We start from the raw sequence: 16,293 nt of genomic DNA on the forward strand, positions 1-16,293 counted from the left end.
CTCACATCCGGCACATCTCGCGGCGCCCGCGGGGCCGCCGGTGTCCGCCGGCCGGGCCCGTGCCTCCCGCTGGGGAACGGGCACCGCTCAGCCGAGCAGCGCCGCCACCGTGAGCAGCACCGGGGCCGCCAGTAACGTCGACAGCAGGATCGACTCGCGGGCCAGCCTCGTCGCGGTCTGGTAGCGCACGGCGTACGTGAAGAGGTTCTGCGCCGACGGGAGCGCCGAAGTGACGACGGCGGCGAACAGCGCGGCGCCGCCAAGACCGAACACCCCGGCCGCGATGGCCCACGCCACCACCGGCTGCGCGAAGGACTTGAGCGCCACCGACAGCAGCACCGGGCCGCGGTCCTCGCCGCGCCCGGGCAGCGCGCTGCCGGGCAGCGAGAGGCCGAACGCCAGCAGCACACCGGGCACCGCCATCCCGCCCAGCATCGAGACCGGCTCCATGACCGGTCCGGGGATCCGCCAGCCGGCCGCGGCCACCACCACACCGGACAGGGAGCCGACGACGATGGGATTGCGTACCGGCGTGGTGAGCTGCCGCAGCAGCGACGTCCGGCTCTCGCTGCGGCTCAGGTCGATGACCGTCAGGGCGATCGGGGACACGACGAGTTGCTGGAAGAGCAGGACCGGCGCGATCAGGGAAGCGTCCCCGAGGACGTACATGGCGACGGGGATGCCCAGGTTTCCGGCGTTCACATAGCTGGCGCACAGCGCGCCGATCGTCGTGCGGCCGACGCTCCAGCGGCGTACGGCGCCGACGGCGATGAACGTCCCCGCGACGACGAAGGTGCTTAAGCCGGTGACGAGCATCGGGACCGACAGCAGGACGGAGAGGTTGGCCCGGGAGAGCGTGGAGAACAGCAGCGCGGGGCTGGCGACCTGGAAGGCGACCGCGGTGAGCACATCGCGCCCGTGCTCGCCCAGCGAGCCGCGGCGCCCCAGGACGTAACCGGTGACGACGATGCTCGCGATGACGCCGAAACCCGAGATCACCCCGCCCATAAGAATGCACCTTACAAGCGGTTGCCCGCCGGTGGTGCACGACATCCGTGCGAAGGCGCGGTCAGGGGTCTGCGGTCATGAGCTGTCGCGGTCAGGGCCTCGTGGTCAGGCCCTCGTGGTCACGACTGCCGGTATCCGCCGAGGAACCGTCCGATCCTGCTGATGGCCGACTCGAGGTCGTCGACGTGCGGAAGGGTGAGGATGCGGAAGTGGTCGGGGCGCGGCCAGTTGAAGCCGGTGCCCTGCACCACCTGGATCTTCTCGCGCAACAGCAGGTCCAGAACGAACCGCTCGTCGTCGTGGATCCGGTGGACGCCGAGGTCGATCCGCGGAAACGCGTACAGCGCGCCCTTGGGCTTGACGCAGGACACTCCGGGGATCTCGTTGAGCTTCTCCCATGCGCGGTCGCGCTGTTCGTGCAGCCGTCCGCCGGGCAGTACGAGGTCTTCGATGGACTGCCGGCCGCCGAGGGCCGCCTGGATGGCGAACTGCGCGGGGGTGTTGGGGCACAGCCGCATCGAGGCCAGCATGGTCAGCCCCTCCAGGTAGTTCCTGGCGTGCTGCCGGGGGCCGGACACGACCACCCAGCCGGACCTGAACCCGGCCACCCGGTAGGCCTTGGACAGGCCGCTGAAGGTCAGGCACACCAGGTCGGGGGCGAGGACGGCGGGGCTGTGATGGACCTCCCCGTCGTAGAGGATCTTGTCGTAGATCTCGTCGGAGAAGACCATCAGATGGTGGCGGCGCGCCAGGTCGAGGATGCCCTCCATGATCTCGCGCGGATAGACGGCCCCGGTGGGGTTGTTCGGGCTGATGATCACCACGGCCTTCGTGCGGTCGGTGATCTTCGACGCCATGTCGTCGAGGTCCGGGTACCAGTCGGCGGACTCGTCGCACACATAGTGCACGGGTTTGCCGCCCGCCAGGGCGGTGACCGCCGTCCACAGCGGGAAGTCGGGGGCCGGGATGAGGATTTCGTCCCCGTCCTCGACCAGGGCCTGGACGGCCATGGACACCAGCTCGGACACGCCGTTGCCCAGGAAGACGTCGTCCACGCCGAGGTCGTCCAGGCCGCGCTGCTGGTAGTGCTGGACCACGGCCCGGCGGGCGGGGAGGATGCCGCGCGAATCGCTGTAGCCGTGGGCCTGCGGCAGCATGCGGATCATGTCCTGAAGGATTTCCTCCGGGGCCTCGAACCCGAACGCCGCCGGATTGCCCGTGTTGAGGCGCAGCACGCTGTGTCCGGCCTCCTCCAGCGCGTTGGCGTGCTCGATCACCGGCCCCCGGATCTCGTAGCAGACCTCGCTGAGCTTGTTCGACTGCCGGAACTCCATGTGGTGCCCTCCCGTTTCTCATCCGCCTCATCAGCCGACGACGGCTTGCTTTGTTCTACCAAGGCGCCACTTGGAAAGTCCAACTAAATGGCTAGACTGGGGCGCATGCCACGCCGAAGCTATGACCAGTACTGCGCGATCGCGCGGGCCCTCGATGCCGTCGGTGACCGGTGGACGCTGCTGATCGCGCGGGAGTTGCTGGCCGGCCCCCGCAGATACACCGACCTCCACACCGACCTGCCCGGGGTCAGCACGGACATGCTCGCCACCCGGCTGAAGGACATGGAGCGTGACGGCGTACTCGCCCGCCGGAAGCTGCCGCCGCCGGCGTCGGTCTCCGTCTACGAACTCACCCCCCACGGCCGCGCGCTGCTGCCCGTCCTCACCGCCCTCGCCGCCTGGGGCGCGCCCGCGCTGGCCGAACGGCAGCCCACCGACGCCATCCGGGCCCACTGGTTCGCCCTGCCGCTGCTCCACCGGCTCGGGCACCTCGCGGCGGGACATGAAGGGGTCGTCGATGTGGTGCTGGAGGAGGGCGGCTTCCATCTGGTGTTCGGCGCGGCCGAGCCGTCGTACGGGGACGGGCCCGCCGAGCGCCCGGACACCCGGCTCGTCGTGGACGCCGACACCTGCGTCGCCCTCGCCCAGGGCACGCTCACGGTCGCCGACGGCATCGCCGCCGGAGCCGTCGAGCTGACCGGAGCGGGCCCGCTCGCCGACGCGCTGCGCGGCGCCGGTTCCTGACGGCGTATGACGCGCATCACACGCCCGGCCCGGAACTCGACAGCACCCGGATCCGACGACTGATGCGGTGCGGCCACCGCCGTACCGCATAGTCCAGCGAACGGGAGCCGTCCATGCCCGACCGAACGACCGCCGTCACCACGGACGACGGCTCGCCGACCACGGCCGCGGGGGCCGCGGGGCCGCCTCCCGCGGCCGACACCCGTCCCCCGGGGCGGTCGGGGCGAACCCCTCCTCCCCGCTCAGTCTCGGGGCGCTTCTACGCGCGGGCTTCCCTCGTCGCTGCTCGCTCCTTCGTCACTGCGCGGCTCCTCAGTCCAGCCCGCACAGCGCCCCGAGACACGCTCATCCGGTGGACGGGACTGCGTCCGCTGGTGCTGCGGCTGCACTTCTACGCGGGCGTAGTCGTCGCCCCGTTCCTGCTGGTCGCGGCGGTGACCGGGCTGCTGTACGCGGCGTCCTTCGAGGCCGAGAAGATCGTCTACGACCATGAGCTGCGCGTCCCCGTCGGCGAGCGCGAACTCCCCGTCTCCCAGCAGATCGACGCGGCCCGCGCGGCCCACCCCGAGGGCACCATCAGCGCGGTGCGGCCCTCCCCGGAGGCGGGCGCCACGGCCCGGGTGCTGCTCTCCGGCGTCAAGGGTGTCGACCCGGATCACACGCTCGCCGTCTTCGTCGACCCGTACACCGGGAAGGTGCGCGGCGCACTGGAGCAGTACGGTTCCACCGGCGCACTGCCCCTGCGCACCTGGATCGACGAGCTCCACCGGGATCTGCACCTCGGCGAGACCGGCCGTCTCTACAGCGAGTTCGCCGCCAGCTGGCTGTGGGTGATCACCGGTGGCGGGCTGGTGCTGTGGCTCGCCCGCCGGCGCACCAAGCGCCGGCTGCGCGCCATCGCCCTGCCCGACCGCGCCGCCACCGGCCGCCGACGGACCATGTCCTTCCATGGGGCGGTTGGTGTCTGGGCCGCGGTGGGCCTGTTCTTCCTGTCGGCGACGGGCCTGACCTGGTCCACCTACGCCGGCGCGAGCATCGAGGACCTGCGCTCCGCGATCGGCCAGACCACCCCGTCGGTCTCGGCCACGCTGGACGGGCGGGAGCAGGCGGGTGGCGAGCACTCCGGCCACGGCTCCATGCCCGGCATGGACATGGGTGGTGAAGACCCGTCGTCCGCCCGCGATGCGGGCATCGACGCCGTACTGAAGGCCGCCCGGGCCGAGGGGCTGAGCAACCCGGTGGAGATCGTGCCGCCCGCCGACGCGGACGCCGCCTATGTGGTGCGGCAGATCCAGCGCAGCTGGCCGGAGAAACAGGACTCCGTCGCCGTCGACCCGGCCACCGGCGAGGTCACCGACGTACTGCGGTTCGAGGACTACCCGGTGCTGGCCAAACTCACCCGATGGGGCATCGACGCGCACACCGGAAACCTCTTCGGCCTGGTCAACCAGATCGCGCTGGGCGCCCTGGCGCTCGCGCTGATCTTCCTGATCCTGTGGGGCTACCGCATGTGGTGGCAGCGCGGCAGCGCCTCCGCGTTCGGCCGCCCCGTACCGCGCGGCGGCTGGCAACAGGTGCCGCCGTACGTCCTGGTGCCGCTGGCCGCGGCCGTCGCCGTGCTCGGCTACTTCGTCCCGCTGCTCGGCATCCCGCTCGCCGCATTCTGGGCCCTGGACATCGTCCTGGGCGAACTCGCCCACCGGCGTGGCCTGCGCACCTACCGATGAGGTCCGCCATTTTTCTTCCTGTTTCCTCCTGACCGATGAGTTCTCGCGGCCCGGCCGGTCCTAACACACACAGGTACCGGACCCCAGTCGGCAAGGAGAGCCCACCATGCAAAAGATCACGACGTTCCTGTGGTTCGACGACCAGGCCGAGGAGGCGGCCCGCCACTACACGTCCATCTTCGACGACTCCCGGGTGGTGGACATCCAGCGCTACGGGGAGGCGGGGCCGGGGGAGCCGGGCACGGTCATGACCGTCACCTTCGAGCTCGCCGGGCAGAGGTTCATCGCGCTCAACGGCGGACCCCACTTCACCTTCACCGAGGCCATCTCGCTCTCCGTCGACTGCGCGACGCAGGACGAGGTGGATGAGCTGTGGGCGCGGCTCGGTGACGGCGGGGAAGAGGGGCCCTGTGGCTGGCTGAAGGACAAGTACGGGCTGTCGTGGCAGATCGTGCCGAGCAAGCTGACCGAGCTGATGAGCGACCCCGACCCGGCCAAGTCGGCGCGTGTCACCAAGGCCATGCTCGGCATGAAGAAGATCGACATCCAGGGCTTGGTGGACGCCCACGAGCAGTGATCCGAGCAGTAACCCGTCACGTGGGCCGCCACGTGGATATGGCCGCCGTCTCACGGCGGCCATATCCACGTGGCGGCCACATCCGCGTGGCAGCCACATTCGTATCGCCAACCGGTGTTCCATTGGGCCCGGTTGCACCTCTACGCTCGGCCTTGAGGGGATTCTGACACCCAGTCGGACATTCACACGCTTGGAAACGCATGTGTTCGAAGTGGTGCGCAAGTGGATTCGATGGTGTTGTGTGGCGGTGTGGAGGGCACCGTACACATCTGAACACCAGGCATAATCGCAGCTGCGATGGGCGTAGAAAGGGTACGAAGTGGTGGTGAACGCATTGAGTGCGGACAACAGTGTGGGATCGACGATCGAGGCGCTGGAGGCAGAGCGCCCGCGACTTGAGGAACAGCAGGAGGCTCTCAAGAAGGATTTGGAATCCGTCACCAAGCGACTGGAGGCGGTCAGCGGCGCGCTGAACAGCCTTCAAGCGCTCTCCAGCCTGCCGGTACCGCAGCAGGCGCCGGAGAAGCCGGTGGCCGAAACCGCGCCGCCGGCCCCGGAGCCGGTGGCCGAAGAAACCGCGGCCACCGAGGCCACGGCGGCCGAGCCCGCCCCCGAGGCGGCACCGGAACCGGCCGCTGAGCCGGCCCCCGCCGCCGGGGCCACCGCCACCGCCACGCGGAAGGCCGCCATCGGCCGTCAGCGCAGCAAGGGCAAGGCCAAGGCCCCCGCCACCGCGCGGACTTCGAAGACCGCGGCGAAGAAGGCCACGGCCACCAAGAAGACGGCCAAGAAGGCCGCCGCGGCGCCCAAGACTGCGGCGCCCAAGGCCGCGGCGCCCAAGACCGAGCCGGCGGCCGAGCGCTCCGGCGGGCTCTCGGACAACGTGCTGGCCGCACTGCGCAAGGCGGGCCGCCCGCTGCGGGCCGCTGAGGTCAACGAGGCCCTGGGGCGCGACGAGACGCGGACGAACGTCAACTCCGTGCGTAACACTTTGGAGCGACTCCGCAAGGCGGACCGGGCCAAGAGCGCCGGGCGCGGCCTGTACGAGGCCTGACCGAGGCCCAGGGGGTCGGCGCCTGACGGGCGGACACACCGCCCATCCACCGCCCGACAGGCGCCTCCTCGAAGCACCACTGAGAACACCGGCCCCTCCTTGGTGCACCTCTGAGAACACGGGCCCTTCCCTGGTGCACCTCTGAGAGCACCAGCCCGCTCCTCGGCACGCGCCTGAGGATGCCGGCCTAATCGCCCGCCGCACCGTGGGCCGCTCCGGCCACCCGGCCGACCTCGGCCAGACAGGCCGCCGCGTCGCCGGTGAACAGGCGGCGCCCCGCGGCGATACGGCGGTCGCGCGCCGCGCCGGGCGCGGTGAGCGTGTCGAGCAGCCGTACGAGTTCCCCCGCGCCGCGCGCGTGGTCGCTCACGCCCAGCGCCGCCATGTGGCGGACACCCTCCAGCCCATGGCCCGGGATGGGGCGATAGCCGACCACGGGCACCCCGGCGGCCAGCGCCTCCAGGGCGGTCTGCCCGGCGGCGTTGTCCACCACGGCCCGCGACGCGGCGAACAGACCGGGCAGGTCCGGCTCCCAGCCGATGGCCCACACCTCCGGCGACCGCGACAGCTCGCGGCGCAGCCGCTCGTTACGGCCGCACAGCACCACCGGCAGATACCCCGCCGAGGCCAGCAGCCGCGACGTGGCGGCCAGTCGGCTGCCGGTCCCCCACGCACCCGCCGTCAGTGCCACCGGGAGCTTCCCGGACGCGCGGGCCGCGAAGCGGCACCGCCAGTCGGCCGCCCCCGGGGCGGGGGCGAAGAAGCGCCCGGCCACCACCGGACCAGTGGCCACCGCGGGCCGGCCCACGGCCCGCCGCACGGTGTCGGCCGCCTCGGCGGTGACGCACAGATGCAGATCGTTGCCCGGGTGCAGCCACTGCCGGTGCACCGCGAAGTCGGTGACGACGACGGCGCTGGGCACCGGCAGCGCCCCGCCCGCGCGGAGTCGGCCGGTGAGCTGGGCGGCGAGATGGAAGACGGGGACGACCACATCCGGCCGCCATCGCTCGACCAGGTCCAGCAGTCGGCGTTCGGCCAGTGCCGCCAGCGGGGCGCTGCCCGGCCGCGGGCCGGGGCCCGGGCGGAAGAACGCGGCGTAGATTCCCGCGTAGAGGACGGGGAGGTGGCGGATCGCCGCCCGGTATCCGGAGCGCAGCCCCAAGCCGATCCCGGCGGGCAGCAGCGCGAGGACATCGGTCCGGTCCACCCGGTGTCCCCGGGCGTTCAGGCGCCGCGCCAGCTCCCCGGCCACCGCGTCGTGACCGGAGCCCATGCTGGCGCTCACCACGAGGAAACGCCGGCTCACCGGCGCTCCTGGGGACAGCGCCCGGCGCGCTGGGCGTCGGGTGGCGGATACGCGGGAAACATCGTCACCTCCGCTGGTGTGCACGGCTGACGTGTGGCCTGTGCCGATGCGCCGTGCGGTGGGCGCGTGTGGTGCGGCGTCGCGTGTGTGCGTGCGTGGCGTGTGTGGTGCGTGGTGGAGCTGGACGTGGCTAACTGGAGGTAACCGTTCCGCGTGTCGCCAAACCATACGGCGGCCGCGCGCCCCGGCCGGCCGTCACAGGGAGTCGCCATGACCCGCCCCCTCCCGGACACAGGAACCCACCGTGGACCGGCCTGGGACGCGGAGAGCCCCGCTGCCGCGTGGCGCGGCGTCGCGCTGGTGACCGGCGCGTCCTCGGGCATCGGCGCCGCCGTCGCGGACCGGTTGGCCGCCGAGGGCGGCTGGCGGCTGCTGATCAGCGGCCGCCACCAGGAGCGGCTGGACCGCGTGGCGGCCCGGACCTCGGCCACTGCCCTCCCCGCCGACCTGGCCACCGAGGAGGGAAGCGGCCACCTGGTCCGGGAAGCGTTCCACGTGGCCGGGCGGATCGACCTGCTCGTCGCCGGGGCGGGGGTCGGCTGGGCCGGACCGTTCGGCTCGATGCCGCCCGCGGCCATCGACCAGGTGATCTCCGTCGACCTGCTCGCCGCCGTACGCCTCGCGCGCCTGGTGCTGCCGCACATGCTGGCCGAACGGCGCGGCCATATCGTGCTCATCGGATCGGTCGCGGGCAGCGTGGGCGTCAAGGGCGAGGCGGTCTACTCCGCCGCCAAGGCGGCGCTCGGCACCTTCGCCGACGCCCTCCGGTACGAGCTCCACGGGTCCGGCGTACGGGTCACCCACGTCGTCCCGGGCGTGGTGGACACCCCGTTCTTCGCCCGCCGCGGCACCCCGTACACCCGCCGCCGGCCCCGCCCGCTGCCCCCGGCCACGGTCGCCGACGCGGTCTGGGACGCCGTCGCGCGAGGCCGCGACGAGGTCTACGTACCCGCCTGGCTGCGCCTGCCCGCGCTGGTCCGCAGCGCGGCCCCGGCGCTGTACCGCCGACTGGCGTCCCGTTTCGGGTGACGCGGTGCACGACGCGCTGACGGTCCTGCTGGCGCTGTTGTCCGCCCTGGCCAACGGCGCGGCGTCGGTGCTGCAGCGACGCGCCGCGATGGAGCAGGAACAGGAGCAGGAGCTGGAACCGGAACCGGATCAGCGAGCGGGGCGGAGGGCCGGGCAGGCCCTGCTCCGGCTGGCCCGGCTGCTGCGACGCCCGTTCTGGCTGGCCGGCGGGGCGGCGATGGTGGTGTCGGCGGTGGCCCAGGTGGGCGCGCTCGCGGTCGGGCGGCTCTCCGTCGTGCAGCCACTGCTCGTGACCGAGCTGCTGTTCACCCTGGTGGTCGGCAGCCTGGTCTTCCGCCACCGCCCGGACGGCCGGACATGGCTGGCGTTCGTGACGCTCGCCGCCGGGCTGGCGATCTTCCTCGTGGCGGCCGACCCCTCGCACGGCCAGGGCGCCGCGAAGAACGGCCGCTGGCTCCCGGTGGGGCTGCTGGCGGCGCTCGCCGTGGGTGTCCTGACAGCGGCCGCCCGCGCACTGCGCGGCCCCGCCCGTGCCGCCGTCCTGGGCTGCGCCACCGCGGCGTGTTTCGCCTGCACCGCGGCGCTGATCAAGGAGTTCACGGGCCGGTTCTCCGGCGGTGTGGCCGCCGTGTTCACCAGCTGGCCGCTCTACGCGGTGTGCGGCGTCGGGCTGCTGAGCTTCCTGCTGCTGCAGAGCACCCTGCGGGCCGGCACCCTCGCGGCGTCGCAGCCCGCGCTCACCCTCGGCGACGCGCTGATGAGCATCGTGCTGGGCTGGGTGCTGTTCGGCGAGCGCATCGCCCTGGGGCCGCGCATCGTGCCCGAGGCGATCGGCGTCGCCCTGATGGCGGCCGGCATCGTCGGCCTGTCCCACTCACCCGCCGTCGCCGACGGCTGGGACACGGCCACCCGATCGACCCGTGAGTACCCTGCCCGCACGGTACGCAGGACTGAAAGCGGCGGCACGTCGTGACCGGGGCGGCGACCCGGTGTGGCTGGGAGCGGCAGCGGCCTACGGCCACGGCCACGATGGCCCTGGCGATGGCCGCGCATGTGGGCCCCGCCGGCACCTGGCTGCCGGGGGTGCGGCGCTCCCTCTTCCCTGCCCTGGCCGGTCGCGGGCGGCCCGATCACATCGCACTCACCTTCGACGACGGGCCCGACCCCGGGTCCACCCCGCAGTTCCTCGACGCCCTCGACGAGCTCGCCGTACGGGCCACGTTCTTCGTCCTCGGCGACAGCGTTCTGCGCCATCCGCGGACCGCTTACGAAATCTCCCGCCGTGGCCATGAGCTCGCCGTCCACGGCTGGGCGCACAGCCGCCCATGGCTGCCCACGGTCGCCCGGGACCTGCGCGAGGTCGGGGGCGCCGTCCGCGTCGTGCGGCGGGCCACGGGCGTGGTGCCGCGGTGGTACCGGCCGCCGTACGGGGTGCTGACCGGTGGCCGGGTGCTGGCCGCCGCGCGGGCCGGGCTCAGGCCCGTGCTGTGGACGGCGTGGGGCCGCGACTGGACCGCACGGGCCACGCCGGCCTCGGTGCTCGCCACCGTATGCCGCGATCTGCGTGGTGGCGGCACGGTGCTGCTTCACGACTCCGACCGGGCGGCCGAGCCCGGCTGCTGGCGGGCGACACTCGGTGCGCTGCCCGCCCTCGTCCGCGTATGCCGGGACGAGGGCTGGGCGGTGGGTCCGCTCGCCGACCACGGGATCGGCGGCTGAGCAGCGCCCCGGCCGGGGGATACGTCACGCCGAGACTCAGGGCAGGGGCTGCCAGACGACCGTGCCGTGCACGGTCGACAACCCCAGCACCTCACACCCCATCAACCTCGCCGCGCCCAGCACGGCCAGCCGCGCCCGCTCGCTGTCCTCCGAAGGGAACGCCGCCCGGATCTGATGGCCGTACGCCGTCTCGTACGTCACCTCCCAGCCACCCTCGACGGTGGCGAAATGATCCTGCCGCAGGCCGTCGGCCTCGGACACGAAGCCGCCCCGGTCGGCGGTCGGCGCCAGCGCCTCGCGCAGCAGACGCAGCCGCTCCGGGTAGGGCCGCTCGCCCTCTGCCAGCGTGACGTACACATGGACCAGTTCGCGCGCGGAGTCGAACCACGGAGCCAGGTCAAGGTGGCTGCCAGGCATGGCCTCCGAGACGATCCGCCCGGTGATCCACCCCTCCAGGAAGTCGGCGGTGCCGGGCACGTACTCCTCGTAGTCGTCGTCACGCGACCACACCACGACCGGCCACTCGTCCGGCGGCCCCGCGGTGCGCCAGCACAGATGGTGTCCGCTGCCCGTCACCGCCCACGCGATCAGCCCGCCCGGCTCGGGGAAGAGCGGATAGGGGAAGTTCTCGGGGAACATCTCCCGCATGCCGTCGTAGTCCTCGAGCAGATCCGCCGCGAGCCGGACCGGATTGTCCTCGCCGAACGGTGTGCGCAGGCAGATGTGGTCGCAGAACTCGCCACGCCCGTACGTCTCGACGAGCGCCTTGAAGTCCGTGGGCAGCCGCACACCCAGCACGGCCTCGGCCGCCTCCCAGTCGCCGTGGCCGTCCACCGCCTCGGCCGGGGGCGGTACGCGGCGGACGAGTTCGGACAGCGAGGCGTGCGGAAGGATCACGGGCACAGCGTAGACGCCGGTCCGGGGCCGTCTACGATCGCGCTTCGTGGCCATGACCGAGAACCCGATAGTCGCCCCGCTTGCCGACGACGACCCGATGCGGCTCGGGCCCTACCGGCTGCTCGGCGTGGTCGGCGCGGGCGGCATGGGGAAGGTCTACCTGGGGGTGGACGCGGCGGGCCGGACCGCCGCCGTGAAGGCGCTGCGGGCAACGGACGACGTCGATCCCGGGATGCTGGACCGCTTCCGGCGGGAGGCCGAGGTGGCGCGGTCGGTGCGCGGGTCCGGGGTGGCGGCGGTCCTCGGGCACGGGATGTGGGGCGAACGGCCCTGGCTCGCCTCGGAATTCCTGCCGGGGCTGACGCTGACCCGCGCCGTGGACCGGTTCGGGCCGTTCGCGGAGGCGGACGTACGGGCGCTGGGCGCGGCGCTGGCCGGAACACTGGCGGAGATCCACACGGCCGGGCTGGTGCACCGGGACCTGAAGCCGTCGAACGTGGTGCTCACGCGTGGCGGCCCGTACATCATCGACTTCGGCATCGCCCGGCCCGAGCACGGAATGACCCTCACCGGCGCCGGTTCGGCCCCCGCCACGCCCGGCTTCTCCGCCCCCGAGCAGGCGCTCGGCCGGCGCACCGGGCCACCCGGCGATGTCTTCGCGCTGGGCGCCGTGCTCGCGTTCGCCGCCATCGGGCGCCTGCCGTTCGGCGACGGTCACCCGGCGGCCGTCCAGTTCCGCACCGTTCATGAGGAGCCGGACCTGGAGGGCGTACCGCGGGCCCTGCTGGGGGTGGTGACCGACTGTCTGGCCAAGGAGCCCGCACAGCGCCCCGAGCCGCGCGAGGTGGCGCGGCGGTTGCGCACAGAACGGGGCACAGAACGGGGCACAGAACGGGGCGCAGAGCGGGGCGCAGAGCACGCCACTGAACGGGACACGGGACGGGGCGGAGAGCCGGGCAGGGTGCGCCGTACGGGATGGCTCGGGGCGCACCGGCCGCGCCTGGCCCTGCCCCAGCGCCCGCACCGCCCCGCCTGGCGCTCCGGGCCGCTCGCCGCCGAACTCGCCCGCTGCGCGGCGGTCGTCGACGATACGGTCCGCTCCGCCGCCCCCGAGGCGGCCCCGTCCCGGCGCCGGGTGACGGCCGCGGCCGCCTCTGCGGCGGCAGTCACCGTCTGTGCCGTGGGCGGCGGGGCGGGGTGGTGGCTGCTGCGCGGCGACGGCAGTGGCCCCGGCGTCCCCGCCGCCACCCCGTTGGCGCGCTACACGACGGGCACCGCGCCCGCCCCGCTGTGGACCCGAGACGGCCTCGCCACCAACGGCGTCGGCCCGCTCGCGGCCGGCGAGGTCGTGGTGGCCGGAACACCCAAGGGCCTGACCGCCTGGGCCGTGGACACCGGGCAGCGAGCGTGGACCTGGACCGACCGGGGCACGCCGCTGCCTGCCGCGGGCCTGCTGGCGGCGGGCGGTGTCGTGCTCGCCGTCACCGCGGGCGGACGGCTCACCGCCGTGGACGCCCGCGACGGACGGGAACGCTGGTCCCGGGCGGTCGGCGCGACACGGCTCCTGGCCGCCGACGCCGACACGGCGTACGTACTGGACGGCGAACGACGGCTGAGCTCACTGCCGCTGACGGGCGCTCGGGCCCGCTGGACGAGATCGGCGGCGACCGGTACGGCGAAGGGAGCCGTGGCGGCAGTGGCCAGGGGGCGGCTCGTCGTCGCCGGATCCGACGGGACGGTGACCGCGTACCGCACCGACGACCACGGCTCGGTAGCCTGGCATCAGGACACCGCCGCCGAGGTGGCCCTCGTGCCCGCCGTCGCGGGCGACACCGTGTACCTGGGCGGCGCCTCGCTGAGGGCGCTCACCCTCGCGGACGGCACACGGCGCTGGGTCAAGCCCGCGCCCGGCGGCGGCATCTGGGGCTCACCCACCCCGGCCCGGGGCTCCCTGTACGTCGCCTGGCAGGACCAGTTGATCGCGGTCGACGCCCGCAGCGGCGAGCAGACCTGGTCCCTCCTCCCCGGTACGCACGCCCTGCCCACGACCGCGCCCGTGGTCCAGGGCCGGTCCCTCTACCACCCGCTGGGCGCGGACCGGTTCGGCCCGGACGACGGAGTCGTGACCGTCGACCTGCGGAAGGCCGCGGCGGCGTGGTCGCTCGGCGGCGGGGGCGATCAGCCCTGGCGCCTGACCGGCGCGGCCAACCGGGTCTTCCTGACCCACGCCGGCACCCTGCACGCCATGCCGGTCCTGTGACCCGCGAACGCCGACGCGCCGGCCGCCCCGCCGCCGACGCCCCGCCCGTGGACGTTCGCCCATGTGAAACCTCCATGCTTGGACACCCTTAGGCTGCGGTACGTTCAGATAGCGGGGCGTGGCACATCGTGCCGGGAGGGCTGCCGACACATGCACACCTTGCACAACGCGGATCCGCGTCACCTCGGGCCGTATCGGATGCTGGCCCGGCTGGGGGAGACGGAGAGCGGCGTGCGGCTGCTGGGGCGGCGCGTCGGCGCGGGGCCGACCGTGGAGGTCACGCTGGTGCGCGCCGCGCTCGCCGACGACCAGCGGCTGCGCGCCCGGCTGCGCCGCGACGTGGCGGCGTCACGGGCCGCCGCGGGGCGCTGGGTACGCCCCGTCGAGGAGGCCGAACTCGACGCGTCGGCCCCATGGGTGGCCTACCCGTACGTCCCCGCTGTACCGCTCGCCGAAGCCGTCCGCGCCGCGCCCCGAGGGTTCGCGGAGGACGACGTACGTGTTCTGGGCGCCGCGCTCGCCGAGGCGCTGGAGCGGGTCCACGCGGCTGGAATGGTGCACGGCGGCATCTCGGCCGACGCGGTCCTGGTGGCCGGTGACGGTCCCCGGCTGACCGGGTTTCACCACGCCCGCCTGCCGCGGCAGGGAGCCCGCGGCGGGAGGGAGGCTGGCGGGAGAGAGAACGGCAGGGGAGAGGCAGCCGGGGGAGCGGACGCGTACGACAGCGACACCGGCCGGTTCGCCGGGCCGGCCCCCTTCCTGTCACCCGAACAGGCGAGGGGCCGGGCCCCGGTCCCAGCCTCCGATGTGTTCTCGCTGGGCGCGGTCCTCGCCTACGCTGCTTCCGGCCGCCCCCCGTTCGGCGACGACGCGCCGCCGCAGGTGCTGTACCGGATCGCCGCGGAACCGCCGGCCCTCGGTCATCTGTCCGACTCGCTCGCCCGGATCCTGACGGGCTGTCTGGAAAAGGACCCTGCCGGCCGTCCGGAAGCCGCCGCGCTGCGCGCGGCCTTCGGCGGCCCCGACCCGGCCGCGCCACCGCCGCCACCGAGGCTGCCGAGCGCCGTGGTCGCCCGGCTGGCCCGCGAGGCCGCGCGGGCGCTGGTGCTGGAGGAGCCCGGGGCCGCCCCCGCGCCGGCCGCCGAGGCTCCGCCCGGCGCCCGCGATGAACCGGCCGCCGAGGACGAGGCGTTCCCGGACGGCGATGTGTTCACGGCGCCCACGCGCGGCGAGGGCCGCAACCGCGCGTATCCGGTCGCCGATCCGTCACCCTCCCGTACCACGGCCACCTCCCGCCGCGCCGTGCTCACCACCGCCGCCGCGGGGGCCGCCGGGCTGCTGGCCGGGGGCGCGGCGGTGGCCGGGTGGGTGGCGGGCCGTGGCGGGCTGTCCGCGCTGACCGACCCCGGTTCGGCCCGGCGCCCCGCCACCAGCCCGGCGCCCCGCCCCCCTTCCGGCACGGCCCCTCCCGCCCGGTGGCGCTTCGACCTGACCGACGCCACCTCCGTACCGCCCCTGGTGTGGCGCGGCAAACTCGCCATCATCACCAACACCCAGGAGGCGGTCGCCCTGGACCTGCGCACCGGCCGCCCGAGCTGGCGCCGCGACGACCTGGGCACCGACGCCACCCCCGAACCCATCAGCCGCGAACTCGCCCTCGTCACCACCAACGGCAGACTCGTCGCCTTCAACGCCCGCGACGGCCACCAGCGCTGGGTGGAGTCCAAGTACTCCGGCACCGGCCTCACCTTCGACAAGATGCTCTTCGTCGACGCGGACGGCCGCCACGCCTACTTCACCGCGACCGGAACCGCGACGGGAACCGCGACCGGCTCGGGAAGCAGTAACGGAAGCGGTGGCTCCAAGCCCCCCACCTACGTGGTCGCGTACGACACCCGAACCCGCCGCGAGCGGTGGCGGAGCCGGCTGCCCGCCGCGTACGGCGATGACATCGGGGCGTTCCCCACTCGCCGCTCGCTGGTCGGCCTGGGATACCCGGGCGACGAGGTGGAGCTCATCTCGCTGCGGCTGTCCGATGGACGCCAGGAGTGGCGCAGGCGCTTCGACGGCGTCAGCGCGGGGGACAAGGTCGGCATCTCCGCCAGCCGTGGCCTGCTCTACGCCGCGCGCGGGGCCACGCTGCGCGCCGTGGACATCGACTCGGGCAGCCAGCGGTGGTCGCTGGACATCAACAGCTACGCGACGACGAAGTCCCCGCTGGGCCACCCGGTGATCCGCCAGGGGCCGGGCGGAAAGGGCGATGTGCTGTACGTGTCCGACGGCACCAAGCTGGTCTACGCGGTCGACCCGGACCGCGGCACCGAACTGTGGCGGTCCGCGCTGCCCGACGACACCGTGTGGAAGGCGACCCCCGCCCTCTCGGTCACCGACTCCGGCCGTACGGTGCTGGCCGCCGCGGCGGCGGGCGTGTTCGCGCTCGACGCCCGGACGGGCGGGGTGCGGTGGCGGTTCCAGGAGAGCAGCGGCGAACTCCTGGACGAGTACCAGGTCTATCCGGCGAGATCGTCGGCCGTCGTCGCCCACGGCGCGGCCGTGTTCATGCTTCCGGTGGAGTGAA

The 16,293-nt window shown here is 73.6% G+C and carries 13 protein-coding genes; 9 read left to right on the forward strand and 4 right to left on the reverse strand.

All coding sequences use genetic code 11. The features are described 5' to 3' along the window. Window positions 1–87 precede the first annotated feature (87 nt). Both ACH4U7_RS01140 and ACH4U7_RS01145 read right to left on the reverse strand, forming a co-directional pair. Window positions 88–1,008, reverse strand: a complete 921-nt coding sequence (locus tag ACH4U7_RS01140) for an AEC family transporter (protein ID WP_398525941.1) — start codon at window positions 1,006–1,008, stop codon at window positions 88–90. A gap of 119 nt (window positions 1,009–1,127) precedes the next feature. Then, window positions 1,128–2,342 carry a pyridoxal phosphate-dependent aminotransferase gene (locus ACH4U7_RS01145; RefSeq protein ID WP_385616633.1) on the reverse strand — a complete coding sequence of 405 codons (1,215 nt, stop codon included), beginning with the start codon at window positions 2,340–2,342 and terminating at the stop codon, window positions 1,128–1,130. An 87-nt stretch (window positions 2,343–2,429) separates the two neighbouring features. On the opposite strand from ACH4U7_RS01145, the gene ACH4U7_RS01150 reads away from it, so the two are divergent. From ACH4U7_RS01150 to ACH4U7_RS01165, 4 genes are all read left to right on the forward strand, one after another. Continuing rightward, window positions 2,430–3,086 carry a winged helix-turn-helix transcriptional regulator gene (locus tag ACH4U7_RS01150; protein ID WP_398525942.1) on the forward strand — a complete coding sequence of 219 codons (657 nt, stop codon included), beginning with the start codon at window positions 2,430–2,432 and terminating at the stop codon, window positions 3,084–3,086. A 113-nt stretch (window positions 3,087–3,199) separates the two neighbouring features. Further along, complete coding sequence (locus tag ACH4U7_RS01155) at window positions 3,200–4,813, forward strand: PepSY-associated TM helix domain-containing protein (RefSeq protein ID WP_398525943.1); 1,614 nt, start codon at window positions 3,200–3,202, stop codon at window positions 4,811–4,813. A gap of 106 nt (window positions 4,814–4,919) precedes the next feature. After that, on the forward strand, window positions 4,920–5,390 hold the full coding sequence (locus ACH4U7_RS01160; RefSeq protein WP_398525944.1) for a VOC family protein: 471 nt from the start codon (window positions 4,920–4,922) through the stop codon (window positions 5,388–5,390). 325 nt (window positions 5,391–5,715) lie between these two features. Next, window positions 5,716–6,444 carry a prephenate dehydrogenase gene (locus ACH4U7_RS01165; RefSeq protein ID WP_398525945.1) on the forward strand — a complete coding sequence of 243 codons (729 nt, stop codon included), beginning with the start codon at window positions 5,716–5,718 and terminating at the stop codon, window positions 6,442–6,444. A gap of 187 nt (window positions 6,445–6,631) precedes the next feature. Here ACH4U7_RS01165 and ACH4U7_RS01170 read toward each other — a convergent pair whose 3' ends face one another. Further along, on the reverse strand, window positions 6,632–7,750 hold the full coding sequence (locus ACH4U7_RS01170; protein WP_398525946.1) for a galactosyldiacylglycerol synthase: 1,119 nt from the start codon (window positions 7,748–7,750) through the stop codon (window positions 6,632–6,634). 270 nt (window positions 7,751–8,020) lie between these two features. On the opposite strand from ACH4U7_RS01170, the gene ACH4U7_RS01175 reads away from it, so the two are divergent. From ACH4U7_RS01175 to ACH4U7_RS01185, 3 genes are read left to right on the forward strand one after another with little or no spacing between them, the layout of a single operon-like run. Continuing rightward, window positions 8,021–8,839, forward strand: coding sequence for an SDR family NAD(P)-dependent oxidoreductase (locus ACH4U7_RS01175; protein WP_398525947.1), 819 nt, complete (start codon window positions 8,021–8,023; stop codon window positions 8,837–8,839). Window positions 8,840–8,843: 4 nt separating this feature from the next. Continuing rightward, on the forward strand, window positions 8,844–9,812 hold the full coding sequence (locus tag ACH4U7_RS01180; protein ID WP_398525948.1) for a DMT family transporter: 969 nt from the start codon (window positions 8,844–8,846) through the stop codon (window positions 9,810–9,812). 56 nt (window positions 9,813–9,868) lie between these two features. After that, a complete protein-coding gene (locus ACH4U7_RS01185) occupies window positions 9,869–10,558 on the forward strand; it encodes a polysaccharide deacetylase family protein (RefSeq protein WP_398526430.1) in 690 nt (229 codons plus the stop codon). Between the two features lie 36 nt (window positions 10,559–10,594). Here the strand turns inward: ACH4U7_RS01185 and ACH4U7_RS01190 are convergent, their stop codons facing one another. Then, complete coding sequence (locus ACH4U7_RS01190) at window positions 10,595–11,455, reverse strand: SMI1/KNR4 family protein (protein ID WP_398525949.1); 861 nt, start codon at window positions 11,453–11,455, stop codon at window positions 10,595–10,597. Window positions 11,456–11,507: 52 nt separating this feature from the next. On the opposite strand from ACH4U7_RS01190, the gene ACH4U7_RS01195 reads away from it, so the two are divergent. Together ACH4U7_RS01195 and ACH4U7_RS01200 are read left to right on the forward strand one after the other, a co-directional pair. Beyond that, a complete protein-coding gene (locus ACH4U7_RS01195) occupies window positions 11,508–13,715 on the forward strand; it encodes a PQQ-binding-like beta-propeller repeat protein (RefSeq protein WP_398526431.1) in 2,208 nt (735 codons plus the stop codon). A gap of 150 nt (window positions 13,716–13,865) precedes the next feature. Continuing rightward, window positions 13,866–16,292 carry a PQQ-binding-like beta-propeller repeat protein gene (locus ACH4U7_RS01200; RefSeq protein WP_398525950.1) on the forward strand — a complete coding sequence of 809 codons (2,427 nt, stop codon included), beginning with the start codon at window positions 13,866–13,868 and terminating at the stop codon, window positions 16,290–16,292. Window position 16,293: the final 1 nt, after the last annotated feature.

This window comes from Streptomyces sp. NPDC020845, assembly GCF_044334165.1.
GTDB lineage: Bacteria > Actinomycetota > Actinomycetes > Streptomycetales > Streptomycetaceae > Streptomyces.